Below are 18603 nucleotides of genomic sequence, written 5' to 3'. Positions count from 1 at the left end.
GAGCGCTGATTCCTATCCCCACGGTAAGTGAGTTTCAGTGGCCGAAACTCGAGGTGAGCGCCGCGCTCTGCGAGGCGACCGCAACTTGACTGGCGTCGATCATCGAAAACAAAACGGTTGTGAGCGCCTCACTCGAGGGTCGGAACCGGGACGGACTCGAGGACGCTCTCGACGATCGCCGACTTTTCGACGCCGTTGACGGTCGCGTCGGGGGTGAGAACGAGTCGATGCGCGAGCACTGGTTCGGCCACGCGCTTGATGTCGTCCGGCGTGACGTACTCGCGACCCGCGAGGGTCGCGCGAGCGCGGGCGGCCTCGAACAGGCGCTGGGTCCCCCGCGGGGAGACGCCGACTTCGACTCGACCGTCCGATCGCGTCTCACGGACGAGCGCGACGACGTACTCGAGGAGGTCCTCGTCGACGCGAACCGATTCGGGAACGTCGCGGATCGCCGAGACGGTTTCTGGCTCCAACACCGGATCGACGCTCGGGCTCATATCGTCCCGGCTGGCTCGCCGTCGGAGCAGCTCTCTCTCGCCGTCTTCGTCCGGATACCCCATCGACGTCTTGACGAGGAAGCGATCGACCTGCGCCTCCGGAAGCTGAAAGGTGCCTTCCTGCTCGACGGGGTTCTGGGTCGCGATGACGAAAAACGGCTGTGGCAACTGCCGCGTTTCGCCGTCGGTGGTGACCTGTCCCTCCTCCATCGCCTCGAGCAACGCGGCCTGGGTTTTCGGCGGCGCGCGATTGATCTCATCGGCGAGGACGATGTTCGCGAAGATCGGGCCTTCGTTGAACTCGAACTCGCGCTCGCGTTCGTTGAACACGTGCGTGCCGGTGACGTCGGCGGGCAGGAGGTCGGGGGTAAACTGAATGCGCGAGAACGAGAGCCCGAGCGCGGTGGCGACGCTGCGGGCGGTCAGGGTCTTTCCCGTCCCGGGGACGTCCTCGAGCAGGACGTGTCCCCGTCCGACGACGCCGACGAGGATCGTCTCGAGAAAGTCTCGCTCGCAGATGACCGCGTCGCCGATCTCCTCGAGAACCGACTCGCACTCCGCGCTCGCCTGTGTGAGATCCATAGCGGTATGCAGCGACGGAACGCTCAAAGCTTTTCTGTTTATTTGTCACGTCGGCGCGGGAACACCTCGAGCGAAAAATCGAAACCCGTAAAAACGTTAGCCGGATACTACGAGGTGAGCCGAGATAGCCTAGCCCGGCCAAGGCGGTAGATTCGAAATCTACTGTCCTCACGGACACGGGAGTTCAAATCTCCCTCTCGGCGTTCTTCCGCGAACAAGTTGACGAGCACCGCGTAGCGCGTGCTCGCATCCGTGAGCGGAAGTCGATCACCGGGTGATTTGAACGAGACCAGTCGCGCGCAGCGATAGCGAGCACGTCTGGCCGTTGTTCAAATCTCCCTATCGGCGCTTTTCACGACGACAACCACGGTGAGCGAAGCGAGCCGTCCGTCGTCGTGAAAACGGTATAGAGGAGTTTGAACGAGAGAAGACGCAGCGCTCGAGCGCGGCGAAACGATCGTCTTCGCGTGGTTCAAATCTCCCTCTCGGCGCGTCCCCTCTCGGTTTAGGAGCAAACACAGCGAGCGAACCGCGAGAGCATCCAAAGGTACTTCCTCAGTATCGACCAACGTCGACCAGATGGACCAGCGCTGGTTGCAACGCCACCAGATCGGCGTCTACGCGCTCGCAGTCGGCGCTGCAGCCGGCATCGGACTCACGCGACCCGACACGGCGTCGGCACTCGAGCGACTCATCAATCCCGTGCTGGCGGTCTTGCTCTACGTGACGTTTCTCGAGATCCCGCTCGTCGAACTCCGGAACTCGCTTACGAACCGGCGGTTCATGGCCGGTGCGCTCGCGGTGAACTTCCTCGTCGTCCCGGTCGTCGTCTTCGGCCTCGCTCGAGTGCTCCCGGACGATCCGGTCATCCTCGTCGGCGTCTACATGGTGTTGCTGACGCCTTGTATCGACTACGTGATCGCGTTCACGGACATGGCAGGCGGCGACGCGGGGCAGCTCACCGCCACGACGCCCGTGTTGATGTTCGTCCAATTGCTCTTGTTGCCGGCATACCTCTGGGCGTTCATGGGTCGGGAGATCGCGGCGGCGATCGAGCCGGGGCCGTTCCTCGAGGCGTTTCTCTTTCTCATCGCCGGGCCGCTGACGCTCGCGTGGCTCACGCAGCTGTGGGGCCGGCGCGCCGACGCTGGCCACCGGTGGGAGGAGCTCATGGGGTGGCTCCCCGTTCCGATGATGGGAGCCACGCTGCTCGTCGTTATCGCGTCGCAACTGCCCCGCGTCCGGGACTCGCTCGAGCAAATCGCGGTCGTCGTTCCGGTCTACGTGGCGTTCCTGTGTCTCATGCCCGTTCTCGGACGGCTAGCGGCGACCGCCCTCCGTCTTCCCGACGGGGAGAGTCGGGCGCTCGTGTTCACGTCCGTTACGCGTAACTCGCTGGTCGTGTTGCCGCTTGCGCTCGCGCTCCCGGCGGAGTACGCCATCGTCCCGTCGGTCGTCGTCACGCAGACGCTCGTCGAACTCACCGGGTTGCTCGTGCTCACTCGACTCGTCACCTCCCGCGTCTGGGAGCGCTCGGAAACGATGCTCCGAAACGTCGGATCCCAGTGATCGACGACCAAATCGGCTACTCGCGTTTCGCGACGAGCGTGAAAACCGGCTTCTAGAGTGTGTCATAGAACGGTCCACAGCCAATCTATATAATCTCGTTCTATCGAATCAGCGGGTGAGGCCAGGGAAAGGACTCCCCGTCCCGCTGGAAGATCAACGACTCATATCGATCAACGCTACGCCTGTGAATCCAACGACTATCGTAACCACCATGCAAAGTAGTACGATTAGATCCTCAGCCAGTGCCGATGAGACGAGATGAACACCAAACAGTTCACCGATCGAGATCCCCAGCGCTGTTACAATCGGCGCAGCAACGAAGCCGTACCACGGATTGTTCCACCCCTCGTGATCGAATCGAAATAACCTCCGTTTCAACCCTTCTTTCATACGTCTATATCATATTCAAATGAAATAAATTTAGGGGTCAGTCGCACACCGAGTTGCCGTTCAGTAGAGAGCGTGGATCTTACGCGCTTGTTTTCTCGCCGTTCAGAAACGTCCAGACCAGCAATCCACCCACTGTGAGTGTCCCAACCCACCACGCACCTGCGCTGAGAGTTGTTCCATCGGTAGCGAGGTCCGCCGAAAACGCGAGGAGGAGCAGGATACTGGCATAGAAGAACGCCTCCCTAAAGCGTCTCTGCATAATCTGTTTTCATTCTAACTAAGCAAGTACGTGCCGATAATAAATACTCCTAACGTGTCAGAGAAAGGCCCGTAGACCGTTTTGTTCACCTCTCTTTCCGAATCCGACCGTGCGTAGAATGGGCGTATGATCGTTTCTACGATACTGTATTCTACCGACTCGAGCGCCACTCACTCCTCGATCGTCGCACCCGCCCGAGACGGCGACGCGAGGATGACCTCGCCCTTGAGCGAGCGCTCAGCGAGCGCCCTGCGCGCGGCGGCGGTGGCCTCCCGGCCGTAGCTCTCGTCGGTGACGCCGTAGACGACCGGCCCCCACGACGACTGACCGACGCCGAACAGGACGGGACAGGACTCGAGCGATTCGACGAGTTCGCCGGCGGGCGGGCGGAAGACGCCGCCCTGGGCGTCGGCGTACCAGGCACCGTTCTTGCGCCCGATTTCGGCGACGGCGTCGCCGAAGGCCTCGAGTCGTCCTTCAGCGGCGGCCGGAAGAAGCTGGCCGGTGACGACGCTCGCGAGCTCGTCCGCGACCGCGGGATCCGCGCGTTCGACGACCGTGCGCATGCTCTCGTCCTCGCCGGTGCCGCTCCGTCCCGGGTCGGCGTCGGGAACGACGACGAGAAAGCGCCAGTCGCGCGGCAGGTCGTGTCTGGCGACCACCGGCGGCACCGTCCACTCGCCCTCGGCGGGCGGTTCCGTGGTGAACCGGCCAGTGGGGTGTCCGGCGTCGACGACGAAGCCGCCGTCTTCGAACGTCGCGACGCCGACGCCGCTTCTGCCGCCTCGGCCCATCGCAGGCGCTCGCTCCCGGACTTCGGGTTCCTTGTCGTAGGCCATCGCCGTCGCCGCGAGAATCGAGAGCGCGAGTTGCGTCCCGCTTCCCAGTCCGACGTGTCGATCCAGCCGGTTCCCGGTCGATATCGAGACGCCCGGCACGTCGAGGACGTCGGCCGCTCGAGCCGCGTACTCGCCGACGAGCGGATCTCCCGCGACGATATCGTCCGCTCGTTCCGCAGAAACCGTCAGGCGCGGCTCCTCGAGGCCGATACCGATCCCGCCGTAGAGGCGCTCTCGAGCGAGCGAGAGGTTCTGAAAGCCGACGTGAAGCCGAGCACCTGCGCGTACGGTCGCCATGAAAGCGGCTATGGACGCGTTGGGGAAGGGGGTTACGGCGGTGGCAATGGCCGCCAGCAGCCGAATCGACTCTCGCTTGGACGAGATACGCACCGGTCGCCGAACGGTGCCCGTCGCGCGGACTCGAACGTCGAATCCCGAGGATCGTCACACGAGCAGCGGCCCTCGAACCGGATTCCGAGCGCGCCGAGAGATCGGCTGTGCCACCGTTTAATGGTGTGATAAGGCGGCCGTTCCGAACTAACGAACGCATAATAAACTGGGAGTGAACGCTATCGATCGATAGTTCGGTGAAAGGGGTTACCCGCCGATTGAACCCTCGAACGGTCTCGAGCGAGACGGCCGGCGGATCGTTTCGGTCGCCCCGACGGTGTCGGTGACGGACCGTTTGGGCCTCCGACGAGTGCCGAAGCGTCGCGCGGATCCGGAACTGACGAAAGTTCGGGTCGTGGATCGACGAGAGGTGACCCGTAGAACGCGGGTCGGGATGGGGCCGCTCGAGACCGCAGTGGTTGCCCGTCGACGTCCCGGTGAATATAGGATATGATCTGTAGACAGCAAGCGGTGATTCGATGAAGCGAAGCCTCACGAGCGGTATCCTCACCGTCGCAAGCGGGAAGTTCATCACCCTCTTTCTGGGGATCATCTCCTCGCCGCTGCTCTATCGCTGGATGGGTCCGGCCGATTACGGGGCCTACGCGACGGTGCTTTCCGCGCACTCGGTGATCATGATCTTCGTCAGCACCGCCGTCGCCGACGGCGTCCGCAAGTACGTCGCAGAGGACCGCTCGGTCGAGGGCTGGGAGCGATCCGTCGTCGGGTTCTATCTCCGTCTGGCGACGCTCCTCGTGGTCGTCGGCTCGGCGGTTCTGGGCGTGCTCACCTACGCCGGCGTCTTCGAGTTCGTCTGGGGGCCGGAGTTCACGCGTTACTCCTACGTGATGATCGGGATGGTGATCGCCTCCCAGTACATGATGTTCGCCCGCAAATCGCTGATGGGATTCGGCCTCGAGAAGTACTCGGAGCCGCTCAAGGTCCTCTATAACGTCTCGTTCGTCGTCGTCGCGGTACCGCTGGTCTACTACGGCTACGGCGTCGTCGGCGCCTTGCTCGGGCAGGTGATCGCGGCTGGGCTGGCCGCCGCGCTCGGCCACGTCGTGTTACACTTCCACCAGTCACTGCGGAGCGTGTTCGAACGCGACGACGGGGCGCTTCCCAAGCGAGAGATGATGTCGTTCAACACGCTCTCGATCGTGCTCGTCTTCTTGCTGATGTCGTTGTACCACATCGACGTGATGATGTTGCAGGCGTTGGGAACCCAGGCCGAGGTCGGCCACTACAAAGCGGCGCTCGTGTTCGCGGAGTTCCTCTGGTTCGCGCCGATCACGTTACAGACCGTCTTCGTCCACTCGACGTCCGAACTGTGGTCCCAGGGCGAAAACGAACGCGTGTCGAGGCTGGCGGCGAAGACGACGCGGTACACGTTCTTGCTCACCGCGGTCATGGCGATCGGCATGGCCGCGCTGGCCCACGACGTCGTCCCGGTCTACTGGGGGCCGGAATCGGAGCCCGCGGTCGAACCCCTCCTGTTGTTGTTGCCGGGCGCCGTCGGGTTCGCGCTGGCGCGGCCGATGCTCGCCATCGGACAGGGGAAAGGAGAGCTCCGATACCCCATCATCGCGACCGGTCTGGCCGCGGGTATCAACGTCGTTCTGAATACGGTGCTGATTCCGCTGTACGGCATGCATGGAGCGGCCGTCGCGACCTCGATCGGGTACGGGTCGATGGCGGTGTTCCACGTCTGGAGCGCCTGGCAAGTCGGCTTCGATCCGGTCTCCGATGCTCGATACGCGCGCGTACTTGCAACGGCACTCGTCGCGGCGGTCCCGATTTTCGCGATGGCGAGCGTGCTTTCAGTCCCGATCGCAATTCCCATCATCGGGTCCCTTCCGCTCTCGGCGTTCGTCGTTCCCCCCGTCGGTCTAGCAGTATTCCTCGCCATCGCCGTCGCGTTCGGCGCGCTCGATCTCACTGAGATCTTCCGCGTTCTGGCCCAGTTCCCGGATCCGATCGGGTCGAAGGCGAAACCGGTCTGTCGCCAACTCCAGAACCGCGATGGTGAGGGTCTCTTCTCGCAGTACTTCAAGTTCTAACCTCCGACCCGTGACGTTATGGCGCTCGTCGCCCACTCCCCACCTGTGTCAGCCGATCGCTCTCTCGGTGCCGTCGTTCTCGCGGGCGGCTACTCGAGGCGCTTCGACGACGGCGACAAGGCGCTCGCCGAACTCGAGGGAACGCCGATGATACGCCGGGTCGTCGATCGGATCGGCGCGGTAACCGACGACGTGGTCGTGAACTGCCGATCCGACCAACGGGACTCCGTAGAGGGGGCTCTCTCGGGCGCAGACGCCACGATCCGGTTCGCGATCGATCCGGTTCCGGACCGGGGCCCCGTCGCCGGGATCCACGCCGGACTCGAGGAGTGCGAGCGCGAGTACGCCGCCGTCGTCGCCTGCGACATGCCGTTCGTCGATCCCGCGCTCATCGAGACCCTCTTCGACCGCGCTCGCGAGCGGGACGGTGCCGTCGTCGAACTCGAGTCGGGGTGGCTCCAGACGACCCAGGCCGTGTACCGAACCGCCGCCATGGCTCGGGCCTGCGCCGAAACGATGGGGGCCGAGGACAACCGCGTCCTCGCGGCGCTCGAGAAAATCGACTGCGTGACGCTCTACGAGAGAGCCCTCGAGGGAATCGACCAGCGAACGTTCGAGAGCATCGATACGCGGGAATCCCTTCGGGCCGCCGAGAAGCGCGTCGAGTAGTCGATCGGAATCGTGAAAACGGAGGGACGGGCGACACTCTTCCCGGCGGCCGGGAGCAGAAAGGGTAACTTATGACCCTTCGAGTGCAGACTCGAGTATGAGCAGCGATACGTTCGACCACGACAAAGACGAACGGCTGCAAAGCCGCGACGTGACGGAGGGTGCGGAGAAGGCCCCGCACCGGGCGATGTTCCGGGCGATGGGCTTCGACGACGAGGACTTCGGTTCGCCGATGATCGGCGTCCCGAACCCGGCGGCGGACGTGACGCCGTGTAACGTCCACCTCGACGACGTCGCCGGCGCGGCGCTCGATGGCGTCGACGAGAACGGCGGCATGCCGATCGAGTTCGGCACGATCACCATCTCCGACGCAATTTCGATGGGCACAGAGGGGATGAAAGCCTCGCTCATCTCTCGAGAGGTTATCGCCGACAGCGTCGAACTCGTCGCATTCGGCGAGCGGATTGACGGCCTCGTGACGGTCGCGGGCTGTGACAAGAACCTGCCGGGAATGATGATGGCCGCGGTCCGAACCGACCTGCCGACGGTCTTTCTCTACGGCGGTTCGATCCTGCCCGGCGAACACGAAGGCCGAGACGTGAGCATCGTCCAGGTCTTCGAGGGCGTCGGGGCGTACGGCACCGGCGACATGGACGCCGACGAACTCGACGAACTCGAGCGCCAGGCCTGTCCCGGCGCGGGCTCCTGTGGCGGTATGTACACCGCGAACACGATGGCCTCAATCTCGGAGGCCATCGGTCTCGCCCCGCTCGGAAGCGCCTCGGCACCGGCCGAAGACGAGGAGCGCTACGAAGTCGCCCAGCGGGCCGGCGAACTCGGTGTGGAAGTCGTCGAGGAGGACCGTCGGCCCTCCGATATCATCACTCGAGAGTCCTTCGAGAACGCCATCGCCGTCCAGACGGCCATCGGCGGCTCGACCAACGGCGTGCTCCACCTGCTCGCGCTCGCCCGCGAAGCCGGGATCGACCTCGACATCGAGGACTTCGACGAGATTTCCCGGAAGACGCCCAAGATCGCCGACCTCCAGCCCGGCGGCGACCGCATGATGAGCGACCTCCACGAGATCGGGGGCGTCCCGGTCATCGTCCGACGGCTGCTCGAGGCCGGCCTGCTCCACGGCGACGCGATGACCGTGACCGGCCGCACCCTCGAGGAAGAACTCGAGACGCTCGACCTGCCCGACGACGACGAGATCGACGCGGACTTCCTCTACTCGGTCGACGAGCCGAAGGAGGACGAGGGAGCGATCAAAATCCTCTCTGGGAACCTCGCGCCCGACGGCGCGGTCCTGAAGGTGACCGGCGACGACGAGTTCTACCACGAGGGTCCCGCCCGAATCTTCGAAAACGAGGAGGACGCGATGGCCTACGTCCAAGAGGGTCACATCGAGAGCGGCGACGTGATCGTCATCCGTAACGAGGGGCCGAAAGCCGGCCCTGGAATGCGCGAGATGCTCGGCGTAACCGCGGCCGTCGTCGGCGCCGGCCACGAAGACGACGTGGCGCTCATCACCGACGGACGCTTCTCCGGTGGTACTCGAGGCCCGATGATCGGCCACGTCGCCCCCGAAGCCTACGTCGGCGGCCCGATCGCGTTCCTCGAGGACGGCGACACGGTGACCGTCGACATCCCGGAACGGGATCTCGAGGTGGACGTCGACGACGCGGAACTCGAGGCACGACGAGAGGAGTGGGACCAGCCAGAGCAACCCTACGACAACGGCGTGCTCGCGAAGTACACCCGGGACTTCGGCTCGGCGGCGAACGGCGCCGTCACGAATCCGGGCCTCAGAGAAGAGTAACGACGACTCGTTTTCGCTGTCGATCCTTCCTGCTACAAGTCCGTTTTCGCTGTCAGCCTTTCCTGCTACAGTCCGTTACCGCAGTCAGCTCACTCGTTCCAGCGCGCGTCCGCGAGCGTCCGCTGGACGATCTCGTCGCCGACCGCCTCCGCAAGCGTCTCGAAGCCCGTCCGCTCGGTTCGATCCGTCGCGTTCGCGACCAGCCTCGAGACGATGAACTCCGGGGTCGAGCGCCCGACGGTGTTGAATCGGGGCTGGTAATCGACGAGCAACTCGAGGTCGGGATCGAGCCCCTCCGCGAAGATACCGTCGACGCGGGCCGCCTCTGGCAGGGGCTCTAAGTCGTCCGCGAGGTGCGTGACGAACACGCCCATCGCGTCCCTGTCGACCGAGAGCGTGACGAGCCCGTGTAATAGATCGGCCGCGCTGCCGGGTTCGGTGATCGCCTCGAACTCGTCGACCAGCATCAGCGTTCGGCCGCCGGACGAAAGCGGCGGCACGATCGACTTCAGCGTCGACTCGAGCACGCCGGCGTTGAAACTCGCGTGGCGTCGGTGAAAGACCAGCGAGTCGACGGGGGTTACTTCCGCCCGATCGGCCGGAACGGGCAGCCCCATCGACGCCAGCAACACGACCTGACAGAGCGTCTCGAGCAGCGTCGTCTTCCCGCCGCTGTTGGCCCCCGTGAGGACGGCCACGTCTTCCTCGCCGGGGACGGAGCCGACCTCCTCGGGGACGCTCGTCACGCCGTGAGATCCGAGGCCGTACGTGACCGGCTGGACGGACTCGTCGTCGCGCGCCTCGAGCGAGAGGTTTCGAGCGTTTACCACCGAAATCGCGTCGTCGTCGCTCCGAGCGCCTTCGTCCCCGACGAACGTCGGTCGCGTACAGTCATAGGCGATCGCGAACCGCGCGAGCGAGAGGTGTAAGGCGATCTCGTCGACCGCGGAGACAGCTTTCTCGACGGCCTCGTCCGCCGCCTCGAGCGTTTCCTCGAACTCCGCCGCGACGGCCGCCTCGCGCTCGTCGACGGCCCCGGTGAGGTTCGATCGAAGCTCCCGAAGCGTGCCGCCGACGAAGTCGGTGGCGTCGCTGGCGTCGGTCGGCATCGCGTCCCGAACCTGCTCGACCGTGACCCCCGTCTCGCTCAGCAGCCGATCCTCGAACGCGTCGCGGAAGCCCTCGACGTCGTGGACGCCGTCGTCTCGAAGCTCCTCGATGAGTTCGAGCGCGTTCGCGTCCATGTCTTCGACCGCCCCCAGGGCGGTCCGGAGCCGATCGAGTTCGTCGTCTGCTCCCTCGCGAACGCGCCCGCCGGTCAACGCGCCGAGCGCGTCGGCGGCCTCCGCGAGCGTCTCGCGGTCCAGTTCGGCGATCGTCTCGAACGGCCCGGAGTCGACGCCCGCCTCGAGCAGCGCGAGCGCCGCTTCGACGGCCGCGTGTTCGCTCTCGTCGCGCTCGTCGTAGCGGTCGTAGGCCTCGAGCACGCGGTCTTTGTCCGCCTCCTCGAGATCGGTCCAGGCGTCGCGGGCCGCCAGAACGCCGTCGAGCCGGTCGGTCATCTCCTCGCGGCTGGTTCGGGGCGTGAGCACTCTGATCCGATCGGCCGCGCGCTCGGTGACCGCGTGTTCGACCGCCAGATCGAGCAGTTCCTTGTAGGCCGTGCGCGCGTCGCTGGTCGCCAGCACGTCCATTCCCGCGCCGCCGGTCGCCCGCCGGAGAATGCGGGTCGCCCGACCGCGGGGCAATCCCGCCTCCGAGAGGGTCCGAACGTCGCCGCTCTCGATCGCTCTGATGGCTCGTTCCCTGCCGAGTTCCGCGACCAGCGTCTCGCGGGTCTTCGGCCCGACTCCCCAGTACTCCTCGAGTCGCATACGCGAACGTTCGAGGGAACTGTCTTGAACGCTGTGGCACGGCTCGGGTCGATCGACTGGCTCCGTCCCCGCCAAACGGGAGACGTCTCGAGTACGCTCGAGCGAACCCATCGAAGAAGGAGCACAGCTCTGGCTGCGCCGAGACAGTGCGTGCGACGGAACCAGCCTACAGCAGTTCGAGAACGGTCAGCGTCTCGAAGGGAAACGACTCGTCGGCGACGGCGACGGCGCTGAAGCCGTTCTCGCCGGCGCGCTCGACGACTTCGTCGACGCCGGTGAGACTGCTCACGAGCAGGAACACGACGCCGTCGGGGGCGAGCACGCGGGCGACCGTATCCAGAAACGGATCGACGACCTCGCGCCCGTCCTCTCCGCCCGAGAGCGCCCGCTCCATCCAGTCGTCCCACTCGGTGTCGGATTCCGTCGGGAGGTACGGCGGGTTGAACGCGACCGCGTCGAAACGGCCGTCGGCGAACGGTTCGACCAGATCGGCCCGAACCGGCTCGACGCCCTCGCTGCGAGCCTGCGCGAGGGCATGGGGGTTCACGTCGGAGGCGATCACGCGCGCACCCGTCTCCTCGGCGAGTCGGTTCGCGACGTAGCCCGAGCCGGTGCCGACCTCGAGCACGAGGTCCTCCTCCTCGAGCCGGTCGCAGGCGGCGTCGGCGAGCAGCTCCGAGTCCTCCGCCGGCTGGTAGACGTCGGTCTCGAGGTCGCGTCGGTCGGCGAGATCCATCTATCCGTCCTCCGAGGGCGCGACTCGTTCGCCGTCCTCGTCGGACTCCGAATCGGAGCCGTCCCCGTCCGAGTTCGCGTCGCGTCCCGAATCGGAATCGGCGCGTTTCGAACGGGCGTCGGTCCGTTCGTCGTACTGTGCGGCGTGCGATCCGGACGAATCATCGTCGGAGTTCGCGGCATCGGCGCTCGCCGGTTCGATCCCCTCGTCGTTGGCTAGCACGAACCCGCCCCGTTCAGCGCGTCCGGACAGTTCGCGCTGTGGATACGGGATCTTGATGCCCTCCTCGTCGAAGGCGTCCTTGATCGCCGTAACGCCCGCGGTCCGTGCGCGCCAGCGTCGGCGCGCGCTCGGCTTGTCGATCCAGAATCGCGCGCTCAAAAGCACCGCGGAGTCGCCGAACCCCTTCGAGACCACGTGGGGAGCCGGTGCCGTCTGGGCGATCTCGAGGTCCTGCAGCGTCTGTTCCGCTAGCTCGGCCGCCCGCTCGACGTCGGCGGTGTAGTCGACGCCGATCTCGATTTCGACTCGCAGTCGCCCCCGCCGCGAGCGGTTGATGATCATGCCCGAGGCGATGATGTCGTTGGGTACCATGATGTACTCGCCGTCGAACGACTGGATCCGCGTGTTGAAGATCGAAATGTCGGTCACGGTCCCCTCGCTGTCCTGTACTTCGATCCAGTCGCCGATCTCGAACGGCCGCGAGAACATCAGGACGAATCCCGCGAGGACCGAACTCAGCGTCTGCTTGGCCGCCATTCCGAGCCCCGCACCGAACAGGCCCGCGCCGACCAACAGCCCGTTCAAGTCGTCGATCCAGACGCCCAGAATCACGACCATCGTGAGCGCCCAGATCGCCACCTGTGTAAGGCGATGGGTGACCTCGCGCTGGTGGTCGGTGACGGCCGTCGACGAACTGAACAACTCCTGTATGACCCGCCGGACGAAACGCGTCACGATAAACCCGCTCAGGAGGAGGATCGCGGAGATGACGGCGCGAGCGATCTCCGGTGACTGGGGGTTCAGACGCTCGAATTCGTTCGTAATCAGTGTCGTTTCCTGCCAGACGCCGAGGATGACCGCGAGCGCGACACCACAGGCACAAAAGAGGAGAAACATCGTGACGAAATCGGCGTACAGCGCGCGTGTTCGGGTGGAAAGCCAGTTCTGTATCCGCTGGTACGACACCACGACGTAGAGCAACACCCCAACCGTCGCGATCGTCACGACGAGGCGCTGGGTCGACGTCGAAAACTGCTCCCCCAACCAGTCGAGCCCGAAGAGTACCTCGAACATCTCTGTCCCTTTCGATCGTTTCGTCGTTGGACCCACCTGTATCCGTCGGTCGACCGCGGTGGAAACTGTCCGCGAGAACTGTCGGTACTCTGCCGTGAGAGCGTCGCTTCTGATACTCAGTCGCCGTCGGTTTCGGTACTCAGCCGTCGGTTCGATCGCTCACGTCCGTCGCGAGGTTCGCGAGCGCGGCGAACTCGGCGGGCGTCACGGCGTCGGGGCGCTTTCGAAGCAGGTCCTCGTCGGCCGCGTCGACGACCGCGTCGGGATCCGCGAGCCTCGAGATGTGGCCCGTGTTCCGAACGGCGTTTCGCATCGTCTTCCGGCGCTGCGTGAAAAGCGCCTTGACGAACCGGAGGAAGAACCCTTCGTCGTCGACTTCGTACTCCGGGTCGCGCGGCGCGAGCCGGACGACCGCGCTCTGGACCGCGGGCGGCGGCGAAAACGCCTCTTTCGGGATCGTTTCGACGAGTTCGACGTCCGCGTAGTGCTGGGTCGACACCGACAGTCGGCCGTACTCGGACGCCCCGGGCTCGGCGACCATCCGTTCGGCGAACTCCTGCTGGAACATCAACACGAGCGGCCGGGATTCCGGCAGCAGCCGAAACGTGATCTCACTCGAGACGCCGTAGGGGAGGTTCGAAACGGACGCCGTAAACCCGGGTAACTCGACCTCGAGTGCGTCCCCTTCGACGACCGTCAGTCGTCCGTCCTCGATTTCGTCGGCGAACTCCTCGCGAAGGAACGCGGCCAGCTTCCGGTCGCGCTCGATCACGGTCACCGCGTCGGCGACCGCGAGCAGCCGATCCGTCAGCGCGCCGGTTCCGCCACCGATCTCGAGCACGTGGGACGTATCAGCGTCGATTTCTGTCAGATACGTCGGCAGCCGATCGAGCACGCGGTCGTCGATCAGAAAGTGCTGGTCCCGGTCCGGATCGCCCCGAACGCCGGCTCGAGCGATCAGGCCGTCTGGGTCTCTCATCGCTCGGCGCTTCGAGTTCCCGGCGTGTAAACGCACCGTCTCGGCGTCAGAAAGCGGACGCTACTCCTGATCGCGTTGGCCCACGAACGTCTTGTACTTCAGATCGTCGTCGCGCAACTCCTGAATGATCCGTTCGACGAGGATCTCGTCCGGATCGTGCAACCCGGAGACCCGATCTGCCAGTTCCTCGAAGTCGTCGAACGGCTTGCGCTTTCGTTCGTCGAGGATGCCGTTTCTGAGTTTCTTCCCGATGCCCGGCAGGAGGTTCAACTGGTGGAGCCGTAACGTGATCGGCTGTGCCTCGTTGTAGAAATCGACGAAGCGCTCTTCGTGGTCTGCGACCAAGTCCTGAACGACGTACTCGAGTTCGGACTGTGCACCCGACGACAGGTCGTCATACTCGACCTCGCGCGCCTCGACCACGATGTCCCGCTCTTCGGCGGGTTCGACGACGACCTCGCTTCCGATCGTGAGTCGTTCGTCCTCGTCGAACGCGACCTCGTAGAGGGAGAAGTCCTCGATGTCCATCGCGTACCCCGCTGGCGACTTCGCGTACTGCGGGCGGCCGTCGTCGGAGAGGCCGTGTGCGAGGTAATCAAGCACAACCGTCCGGCGTACGTTCGTCTCGTCGCGCTCGGCTTCGCTCATTAAGGTTCGATACGGTGACGGCGTACTTAAAGAGTCGGCTCGCTATCACACAGTTCCCGAGTCAGGCGTACCGGGCGATGGTGTTGAGAATCTCGTCGAGTTCGTCTCCCGACAGCGAGTAGCGCTGCTGTGCGTAGACCGATCGGAGTTCGTCTCGGTCCTGTGGGAGGAGGTTCGTGATCTTGTAGGCGGTTTCCTCGTCGACTTTCTCGTGGTCCTGGAGATCCTCGACCAGCGCCTGTGCGTCCTCGGGGTCGAGGACGGCGAACCGGTTGACGTGCTCGATCGTCCGCGCGAGCTCGTAGCGAAGCTCTCGGTCCTCCTCGAGCGCGCGTTCGGTCTCGATATCGGCGAGGTGTTCCTTCACGTCCGAGACCGTCAGGAACTCCTCGTCGACGATCTCTTTGAAGATCGTCATTCCTGCGCGCTCATGTGCGCGGCCGAGACGAGCACCGTTTTGTCCTTGCCGCCGTCGTTGATCTGGACTTTGAACGCGCTCCCCTGTTTCCCGACGACGCGTCCAGTCTGCCCGTCGAATCGCGGATGGAAACGTCCGTCAGGAATGCTCGGGTCGATCTTCAGGTGGACTTTCTGTCCGTCGTCGTAGTCCTGAATCGCCCGCTGTGGCGGCGACGTACCGCGGTCCCGAGGATCGTTCGCGAGTTTTCTCCGAGTTCCTTGGCGTGGCCCATTAGATTTCGGCATAGTCGTACGACTGATTTGAGCGGTGACGGTTATAAAACGCACGTCTTCGCGCGACGAGTACCACGCCCGCTCTCTCACCCGACCCGCGAAGCGGAAATCTCATCGGTCCGGGCCCGATAGGACCACTCATGCAAATCGAACTGCGCGTCTGCCAGCACTGTCTCGACGGCGACCACGGCAACGACAAGCGGACCGACGTCATCAACGACATGGTCAACTGCGCCGAACAGATCAAAGAGTACAAGGACATCATCGATCTCGACGCAGTCCACATTCGAAAGGTGCGCGAGGACGAACAGGGGAAACCGACCGCGCTGCCCGTGGTGGCCGCGTCCATCCAGGACAATCAGGTCGCGTTGAACGACCTGCAGCTCGTGACCGAAGGCCAGGACGGCAACATGTTGATCTACATCGATCCGCAGGACGTTCTGACGGTTCTGGCCGGAAACCTAGACGAGATCAGCAAGGCCGTCTCCGAGGACGTCACGGTCGACCTCTCGCCGACCGGCGCGCAGATGGTATCGGAAGCCGACCTCGGCGCTCGAGGGCCGGACAACTGAACGACTCGGATCGAAGCCGCACGAATCACCGGTTCGATCGCCCCGTCGCTTTTCGTGATCGGGAGACGAACACATCACAAAACAGTGACACGAAACCGTCTAAAGGCCGAGAGCAACCGTCGAAGGATAGTCAGCTGTCTCGGGAGCGGGGCGCTCATGGAACGATCCGCCGCTCGAGAAATCGAAGTACCGTTTCGAAATCGACTACCGCGTTAGATTCGACCGACGTTCTCCACGCCGACGCTCTCGACGCCTTCGACGTCGCCGAAGCTCTCCTCGACGGTTTCGGTCCCGCCCGCGCCGTCGGGGACGATGACCGTCGCGTACAGGGCGACGAGACCGAACGCGACCTCCTCGCGTTCGGTGCCGTTGATTTTGGCGCCCTCCGGGAGCGCGCTCTCGAGGCGCTCTTGGAGCGCGTCGAGGTCGATCTCGGGACTGTTCGGCATGACCTTGATTTTGGCGGCTACTTTCCCCATTGTCGTACTTAAGGTCCGGTGAACCCGCAGTCGTCACACTCGTAGAGGTTGCTCTGTTTCCGGCACTTTGCACAGCGGTAAATCTGGTTGCCACATTCGGGGCACTTGAACGCTGCAGCGTTCGTTCCCGAGATGTTGATCCCACAAGAGACACAGGAGCGCGTCTCTCGTCTATCCGTGGAACTCATACCGCTACCTTTCCGCCCGCCGCTTTTAACGGTTGTCTTTCGATACTCGCCCGCGAGTCGGCCGAAACGGGGCCTCTCGAGGCCCGACCGTAGCTGCGTTCACGACTGGCCGACGCCGTCGGTCAATCGTGCGGGTGGAATCGTCGCACCGCGGATCGAACGGCGTCGTCGCGACCGATGAAGGTCACGTGGTCTCCCTCCTCGAGGACGGTGTCCGCGTTCGGAACGTAGGTCTCGCCCTCTCGAGCGAGCACAGCGACGATACAGCCGTCGGGAATCTCGGCGTCCAGTTCGGCGATGGTCGAGCCTGGCAGGTCCGTGGCCGTGACGGTAATCTCCTGTGCGTCGTGGCCCTCGCCGAGTTCGGTCATCCAGTGGGCCAGCGCGGGGCGTTCGATCTCGTTGTCGATCGACCACGCCGTCGCGCTCGAGACGTCGATCGCGCGCACGCCGAGCGTCTCGAAGGCGTCGACGTTCTCGGGGTCGTTGACGCGGGCGACGACGGTTTCGACGTCGAACTTCGTCCGCGCGAGCTGTGAGACCAGCAGGTTCGTATCGTCGTCCGCGGTCGTCGCGACGACGATCTTGGCGTCGTCGATACCCGCATCTCGAAGAGCGGAGTCGTCGGTTCCGTTCCCGGCGGCGGCCGCGAATCCCGCTTCCTGTAACCGGGTAACGACCTCGGGGTCCCGATCGACCAGCACCACGTTTTCGCCTCGTTTCTCCAGTCGCGTGGCGAGGGCCCGACCGATTCGGCCGCCGCCGACGATTATCGTGCGCATTGGAATCACCTGAAAGTACTCCGCGATCTGGCGAGCGAAGCCCGCCTGGATGACGACGGTGATGAAGATCACCAGAAACACCGTTCCCGCGAGCGTCTGGGAGGCCTCGAACTGGCCCGCGGCCTCGAGTTCGAGCGCGAACAGGGTCGCGACCGACGCGGGGACGATCCCGCGGGGGCCGACGAACGAGAGGAAGAGCCGTTCCTCGCGGCTGAACCGACGATCGGTCGTCGAGAACGCGACCAGAATCGGACGGATGAAAAGCGTCACCGCGACGACGACAGCGATGCCGCCGGTGCCGAGTCCGAACAGGGAGTCGAAGTCGATCAGCGCGGCCAGCGAGATGAACACGAACGAGAGCACGATCAGCGTGAGATCGCGGTTGAACTCGAGGACCGACGCCCGGTGTGGGATATCGACGTTCCCGAGGACGATACCGGCGGTCGCGGCGGCGGCGACGCCAGTCTCCGGAAACACTGACTCGGCGAGGCCGAAGGAGACGATCGCGCCCGTCACGGTCACGAGCCGAGCGATCTGCGGCGCGCTTCCGGCCGGTTGGTCGACCGAAACCAGCAGGTAGCGGACGATACCGGCGACGACGATGCCGATGCCGATCCCCGCCGCGAGCCGCTGGAGGAACGCCGGCGGGACCAGCGCGGGCGAGTCCCCGACGACGACGGTCTCGAAGATCACGATCGCGAGGATGGCGGCGGTCACGTCGTTGACGATCCCCTCGGCCTCGAGCGCGGAGGTGACGTGTTCTCTGACGGTAATCACCTCGAGGATCGGCGTGATGACCGTCGGCCCGGTCGCGACGAGCAACGCACCGATCAGAAACGCGAGGCCCCAGGAGGTCCCGAGGAAGTACCTGACCGCGACGCCGGTTCCGAGGAACGTAAGCAGCGCGCCGACCGTCGTCAGCCTGAAGATGGCTCTCGGCGCCAGCGCGAGTTTCTCTCGCCGGAGGTGAAACGCGCCGTCGAAGATGATGATGGCGACGCTGAGTCCGACGATCGCCGAGAGTCCGTTCCCGAACGTCTCCGGGGTCACGAAAGAGAGCCCCTCCGGCCCGGCGAGCACGCCGATGACGATCAGAAACAACACGCTCGGAACCTCCAATCGCTTGGCGAGAACCTGCGCTCCGATGCCGAACGCGAGGATGCCGACGGCGACGAAGAGGATCTCGTCTGCCACTACCGTAGCGGAGCACGAGCGGTGTGTTAAATGGTACCACCGCGTTCGGAGTTCCGATCGCGAACTCAACATTCAAACCCGGTCC

The 18603-nt window shown here is 64.5% G+C and carries 18 protein-coding genes and 1 tRNA gene; 6 read left to right on the top strand and 13 right to left on the bottom strand.

The window, feature by feature from the left end; translation table 11 throughout:
• Positions 1-128: 128 nt before the first annotated feature.
• A complete protein-coding gene (locus tag BM348_RS05885; RefSeq protein ID WP_092902875.1) occupies positions 129-1079 on the bottom strand; it encodes an AAA family ATPase in 951 nt (316 codons plus the stop codon).
• A 118-nt stretch (positions 1080-1197) separates the two neighbouring features.
• On the opposite strand from BM348_RS05885, the gene BM348_RS05880 reads away from it, so the two are divergent.
• Together BM348_RS05880 and BM348_RS05875 are read left to right on the top strand one after the other, a co-directional pair.
• Positions 1198-1282, top strand: a tRNA-Ser gene (locus BM348_RS05880).
• Between the two features lie 376 nt (positions 1283-1658).
• A complete protein-coding gene (locus tag BM348_RS05875) occupies positions 1659-2648 on the top strand; it encodes an arsenic resistance protein (RefSeq protein WP_092902873.1) in 990 nt (329 codons plus the stop codon).
• 153 nt (positions 2649-2801) lie between these two features.
• Here BM348_RS05875 and BM348_RS05870 read toward each other — a convergent pair whose 3' ends face one another.
• Positions 2802-3038 carry a hypothetical protein gene (locus tag BM348_RS05870; protein ID WP_092902871.1) on the bottom strand — a complete coding sequence of 79 codons (237 nt, stop codon included), beginning with the start codon at positions 3036-3038 and terminating at the stop codon, positions 2802-2804.
• Between the two features lie 429 nt (positions 3039-3467).
• Positions 3468-4433, bottom strand: coding sequence for a beta-ribofuranosylaminobenzene 5'-phosphate synthase family protein (locus BM348_RS05860; RefSeq protein WP_092902867.1), 966 nt, complete (start codon positions 4431-4433; stop codon positions 3468-3470).
• A gap of 572 nt (positions 4434-5005) precedes the next feature.
• Here BM348_RS05860 and BM348_RS05850 point away from each other — a divergent pair.
• From BM348_RS05850 to ilvD, 3 genes are all read left to right on the top strand, one after another.
• Complete coding sequence (locus BM348_RS05850) at positions 5006-6586, top strand: lipopolysaccharide biosynthesis protein (protein ID WP_092902863.1); 1581 nt, start codon at positions 5006-5008, stop codon at positions 6584-6586.
• A 45-nt stretch (positions 6587-6631) separates the two neighbouring features.
• Entirely contained in the window at positions 6632-7255 is a 624-nt protein-coding gene (gene mobA / locus BM348_RS05845) for a molybdenum cofactor guanylyltransferase (protein WP_092902861.1), read from the top strand.
• Between the two features lie 97 nt (positions 7256-7352).
• Complete coding sequence (ilvD, locus tag BM348_RS05840; RefSeq protein WP_092902859.1) at positions 7353-9077, top strand: dihydroxy-acid dehydratase; 1725 nt, start codon at positions 7353-7355, stop codon at positions 9075-9077.
• An 89-nt stretch (positions 9078-9166) separates the two neighbouring features.
• Here the strand turns inward: ilvD and BM348_RS05835 are convergent, their stop codons facing one another.
• From BM348_RS05835 to BM348_RS05805, 7 genes are all read right to left on the bottom strand, one after another.
• Positions 9167-10951, bottom strand: coding sequence for a MutS-related protein (locus tag BM348_RS05835; RefSeq protein WP_092902857.1), 1785 nt, complete (start codon positions 10949-10951; stop codon positions 9167-9169).
• Between the two features lie 166 nt (positions 10952-11117).
• Positions 11118-11687, bottom strand: coding sequence for a HemK2/MTQ2 family protein methyltransferase (locus BM348_RS05830; RefSeq protein ID WP_092902855.1), 570 nt, complete (start codon positions 11685-11687; stop codon positions 11118-11120).
• Complete coding sequence (locus tag BM348_RS05825) at positions 11688-12983, bottom strand: mechanosensitive ion channel family protein (RefSeq protein WP_092902853.1); 1296 nt, start codon at positions 12981-12983, stop codon at positions 11688-11690.
• A 139-nt stretch (positions 12984-13122) separates the two neighbouring features.
• Entirely contained in the window at positions 13123-13962 is an 840-nt protein-coding gene (locus BM348_RS05820; protein WP_092902851.1) for a 16S ribosomal RNA methyltransferase A, read from the bottom strand.
• A 60-nt stretch (positions 13963-14022) separates the two neighbouring features.
• Positions 14023-14610 carry a DUF655 domain-containing protein gene (locus BM348_RS05815; protein WP_092902849.1) on the bottom strand — a complete coding sequence of 196 codons (588 nt, stop codon included), beginning with the start codon at positions 14608-14610 and terminating at the stop codon, positions 14023-14025.
• Positions 14611-14671: 61 nt separating this feature from the next.
• Positions 14672-15028: an RNA polymerase Rpb4 family protein gene (locus BM348_RS05810; protein ID WP_092902847.1), complete on the bottom strand. Its 357-nt coding sequence runs from the start codon at positions 15026-15028 to the stop codon at positions 14672-14674.
• The gene (locus tag BM348_RS05805) at positions 15025-15315 is read right to left on the bottom strand and encodes a 50S ribosomal protein L21e (protein ID WP_092902845.1); all 291 of its coding nucleotides are present in this window, start codon (positions 15313-15315) and stop codon (positions 15025-15027) included. Before BM348_RS05805 ends, BM348_RS05810 begins: the two co-directional genes overlap by 4 nt.
• Positions 15316-15443: 128 nt before the next feature.
• Between BM348_RS05805 and BM348_RS05800 the strand changes: the two genes are divergently transcribed.
• Entirely contained in the window at positions 15444-15875 is a 432-nt protein-coding gene (locus tag BM348_RS05800; RefSeq protein ID WP_092902843.1) for a hypothetical protein, read from the top strand.
• A gap of 212 nt (positions 15876-16087) precedes the next feature.
• Here the strand turns inward: BM348_RS05800 and BM348_RS05795 are convergent, their stop codons facing one another.
• The 3 genes from BM348_RS05795 to BM348_RS05785 form a co-directional block, all read right to left on the bottom strand.
• A complete protein-coding gene (locus BM348_RS05795; RefSeq protein WP_092902841.1) occupies positions 16088-16354 on the bottom strand; it encodes an elongation factor 1-beta in 267 nt (88 codons plus the stop codon).
• An 8-nt stretch (positions 16355-16362) separates the two neighbouring features.
• A complete protein-coding gene (locus BM348_RS05790) occupies positions 16363-16542 on the bottom strand; it encodes an HVO_2753 family zinc finger protein (RefSeq protein ID WP_082146759.1) in 180 nt (59 codons plus the stop codon).
• Positions 16543-16664: 122 nt separating this feature from the next.
• Entirely contained in the window at positions 16665-18518 is a 1854-nt protein-coding gene (locus BM348_RS05785; RefSeq protein WP_245779396.1) for a cation:proton antiporter domain-containing protein, read from the bottom strand.
• Between the last annotated feature and the right edge of the window lie 85 nt (positions 18519-18603).

The organism is Halostagnicola kamekurae (genome assembly GCF_900116205.1).
Lineage (GTDB): Archaea > Halobacteriota > Halobacteria > Halobacteriales > Natrialbaceae > Halostagnicola > Halostagnicola kamekurae.
This window is presented reverse-complemented; position numbering and strand designations above follow the sequence as displayed.

Coding starts and splice junctions, on each gene's coding strand:
- BM348_RS05885 (WP_092902875.1), bottom strand. CDS start 1,079: ATGGATCTCACACAGGCGAGCGCGGAGTGCGAGTCGGTTCTCGAGGAG.
- BM348_RS05875 (WP_092902873.1), top strand. CDS start 1,659: ATGGACCAGCGCTGGTTGCAACGCCACCAGATCGGCGTCTACGCGCTC.
- BM348_RS05870 (WP_092902871.1), bottom strand. CDS start 3,038: ATGAAAGAAGGGTTGAAACGGAGGTTATTTCGATTCGATCACGAGGGG.
- BM348_RS05860 (WP_092902867.1), bottom strand. CDS start 4,433: ATGGCGACCGTACGCGCAGGTGCTCGGCTTCACGTCGGCTTTCAGAAC.
- BM348_RS05850 (WP_092902863.1), top strand. CDS start 5,006: ATGAAGCGAAGCCTCACGAGCGGTATCCTCACCGTCGCAAGCGGGAAG.
- ilvD (WP_092902859.1), top strand. CDS start 7,353: ATGAGCAGCGATACGTTCGACCACGACAAAGACGAACGGCTGCAAAGC.
- BM348_RS05835 (WP_092902857.1), bottom strand. CDS start 10,951: ATGCGACTCGAGGAGTACTGGGGAGTCGGGCCGAAGACCCGCGAGACG.
- BM348_RS05830 (WP_092902855.1), bottom strand. CDS start 11,687: ATGGATCTCGCCGACCGACGCGACCTCGAGACCGACGTCTACCAGCCG.
- BM348_RS05825 (WP_092902853.1), bottom strand. CDS start 12,983: ATGTTCGAGGTACTCTTCGGGCTCGACTGGTTGGGGGAGCAGTTTTCG.
- BM348_RS05820 (WP_092902851.1), bottom strand. CDS start 13,962: ATGAGAGACCCAGACGGCCTGATCGCTCGAGCCGGCGTTCGGGGCGAT.
- BM348_RS05815 (WP_092902849.1), bottom strand. CDS start 14,610: ATGAGCGAAGCCGAGCGCGACGAGACGAACGTACGCCGGACGGTTGTG.
- BM348_RS05810 (WP_092902847.1), bottom strand. CDS start 15,028: ATGACGATCTTCAAAGAGATCGTCGACGAGGAGTTCCTGACGGTCTCG.
- BM348_RS05805 (WP_092902845.1), bottom strand. CDS start 15,315: ATGCCGAAATCTAATGGGCCACGCCAAGGAACTCGGAGAAAACTCGCG.
- BM348_RS05800 (WP_092902843.1), top strand. CDS start 15,444: ATGCAAATCGAACTGCGCGTCTGCCAGCACTGTCTCGACGGCGACCAC.
- BM348_RS05795 (WP_092902841.1), bottom strand. CDS start 16,354: ATGGGGAAAGTAGCCGCCAAAATCAAGGTCATGCCGAACAGTCCCGAG.
- BM348_RS05790 (WP_082146759.1), bottom strand. CDS start 16,542: ATGAGTTCCACGGATAGACGAGAGACGCGCTCCTGTGTCTCTTGTGGG.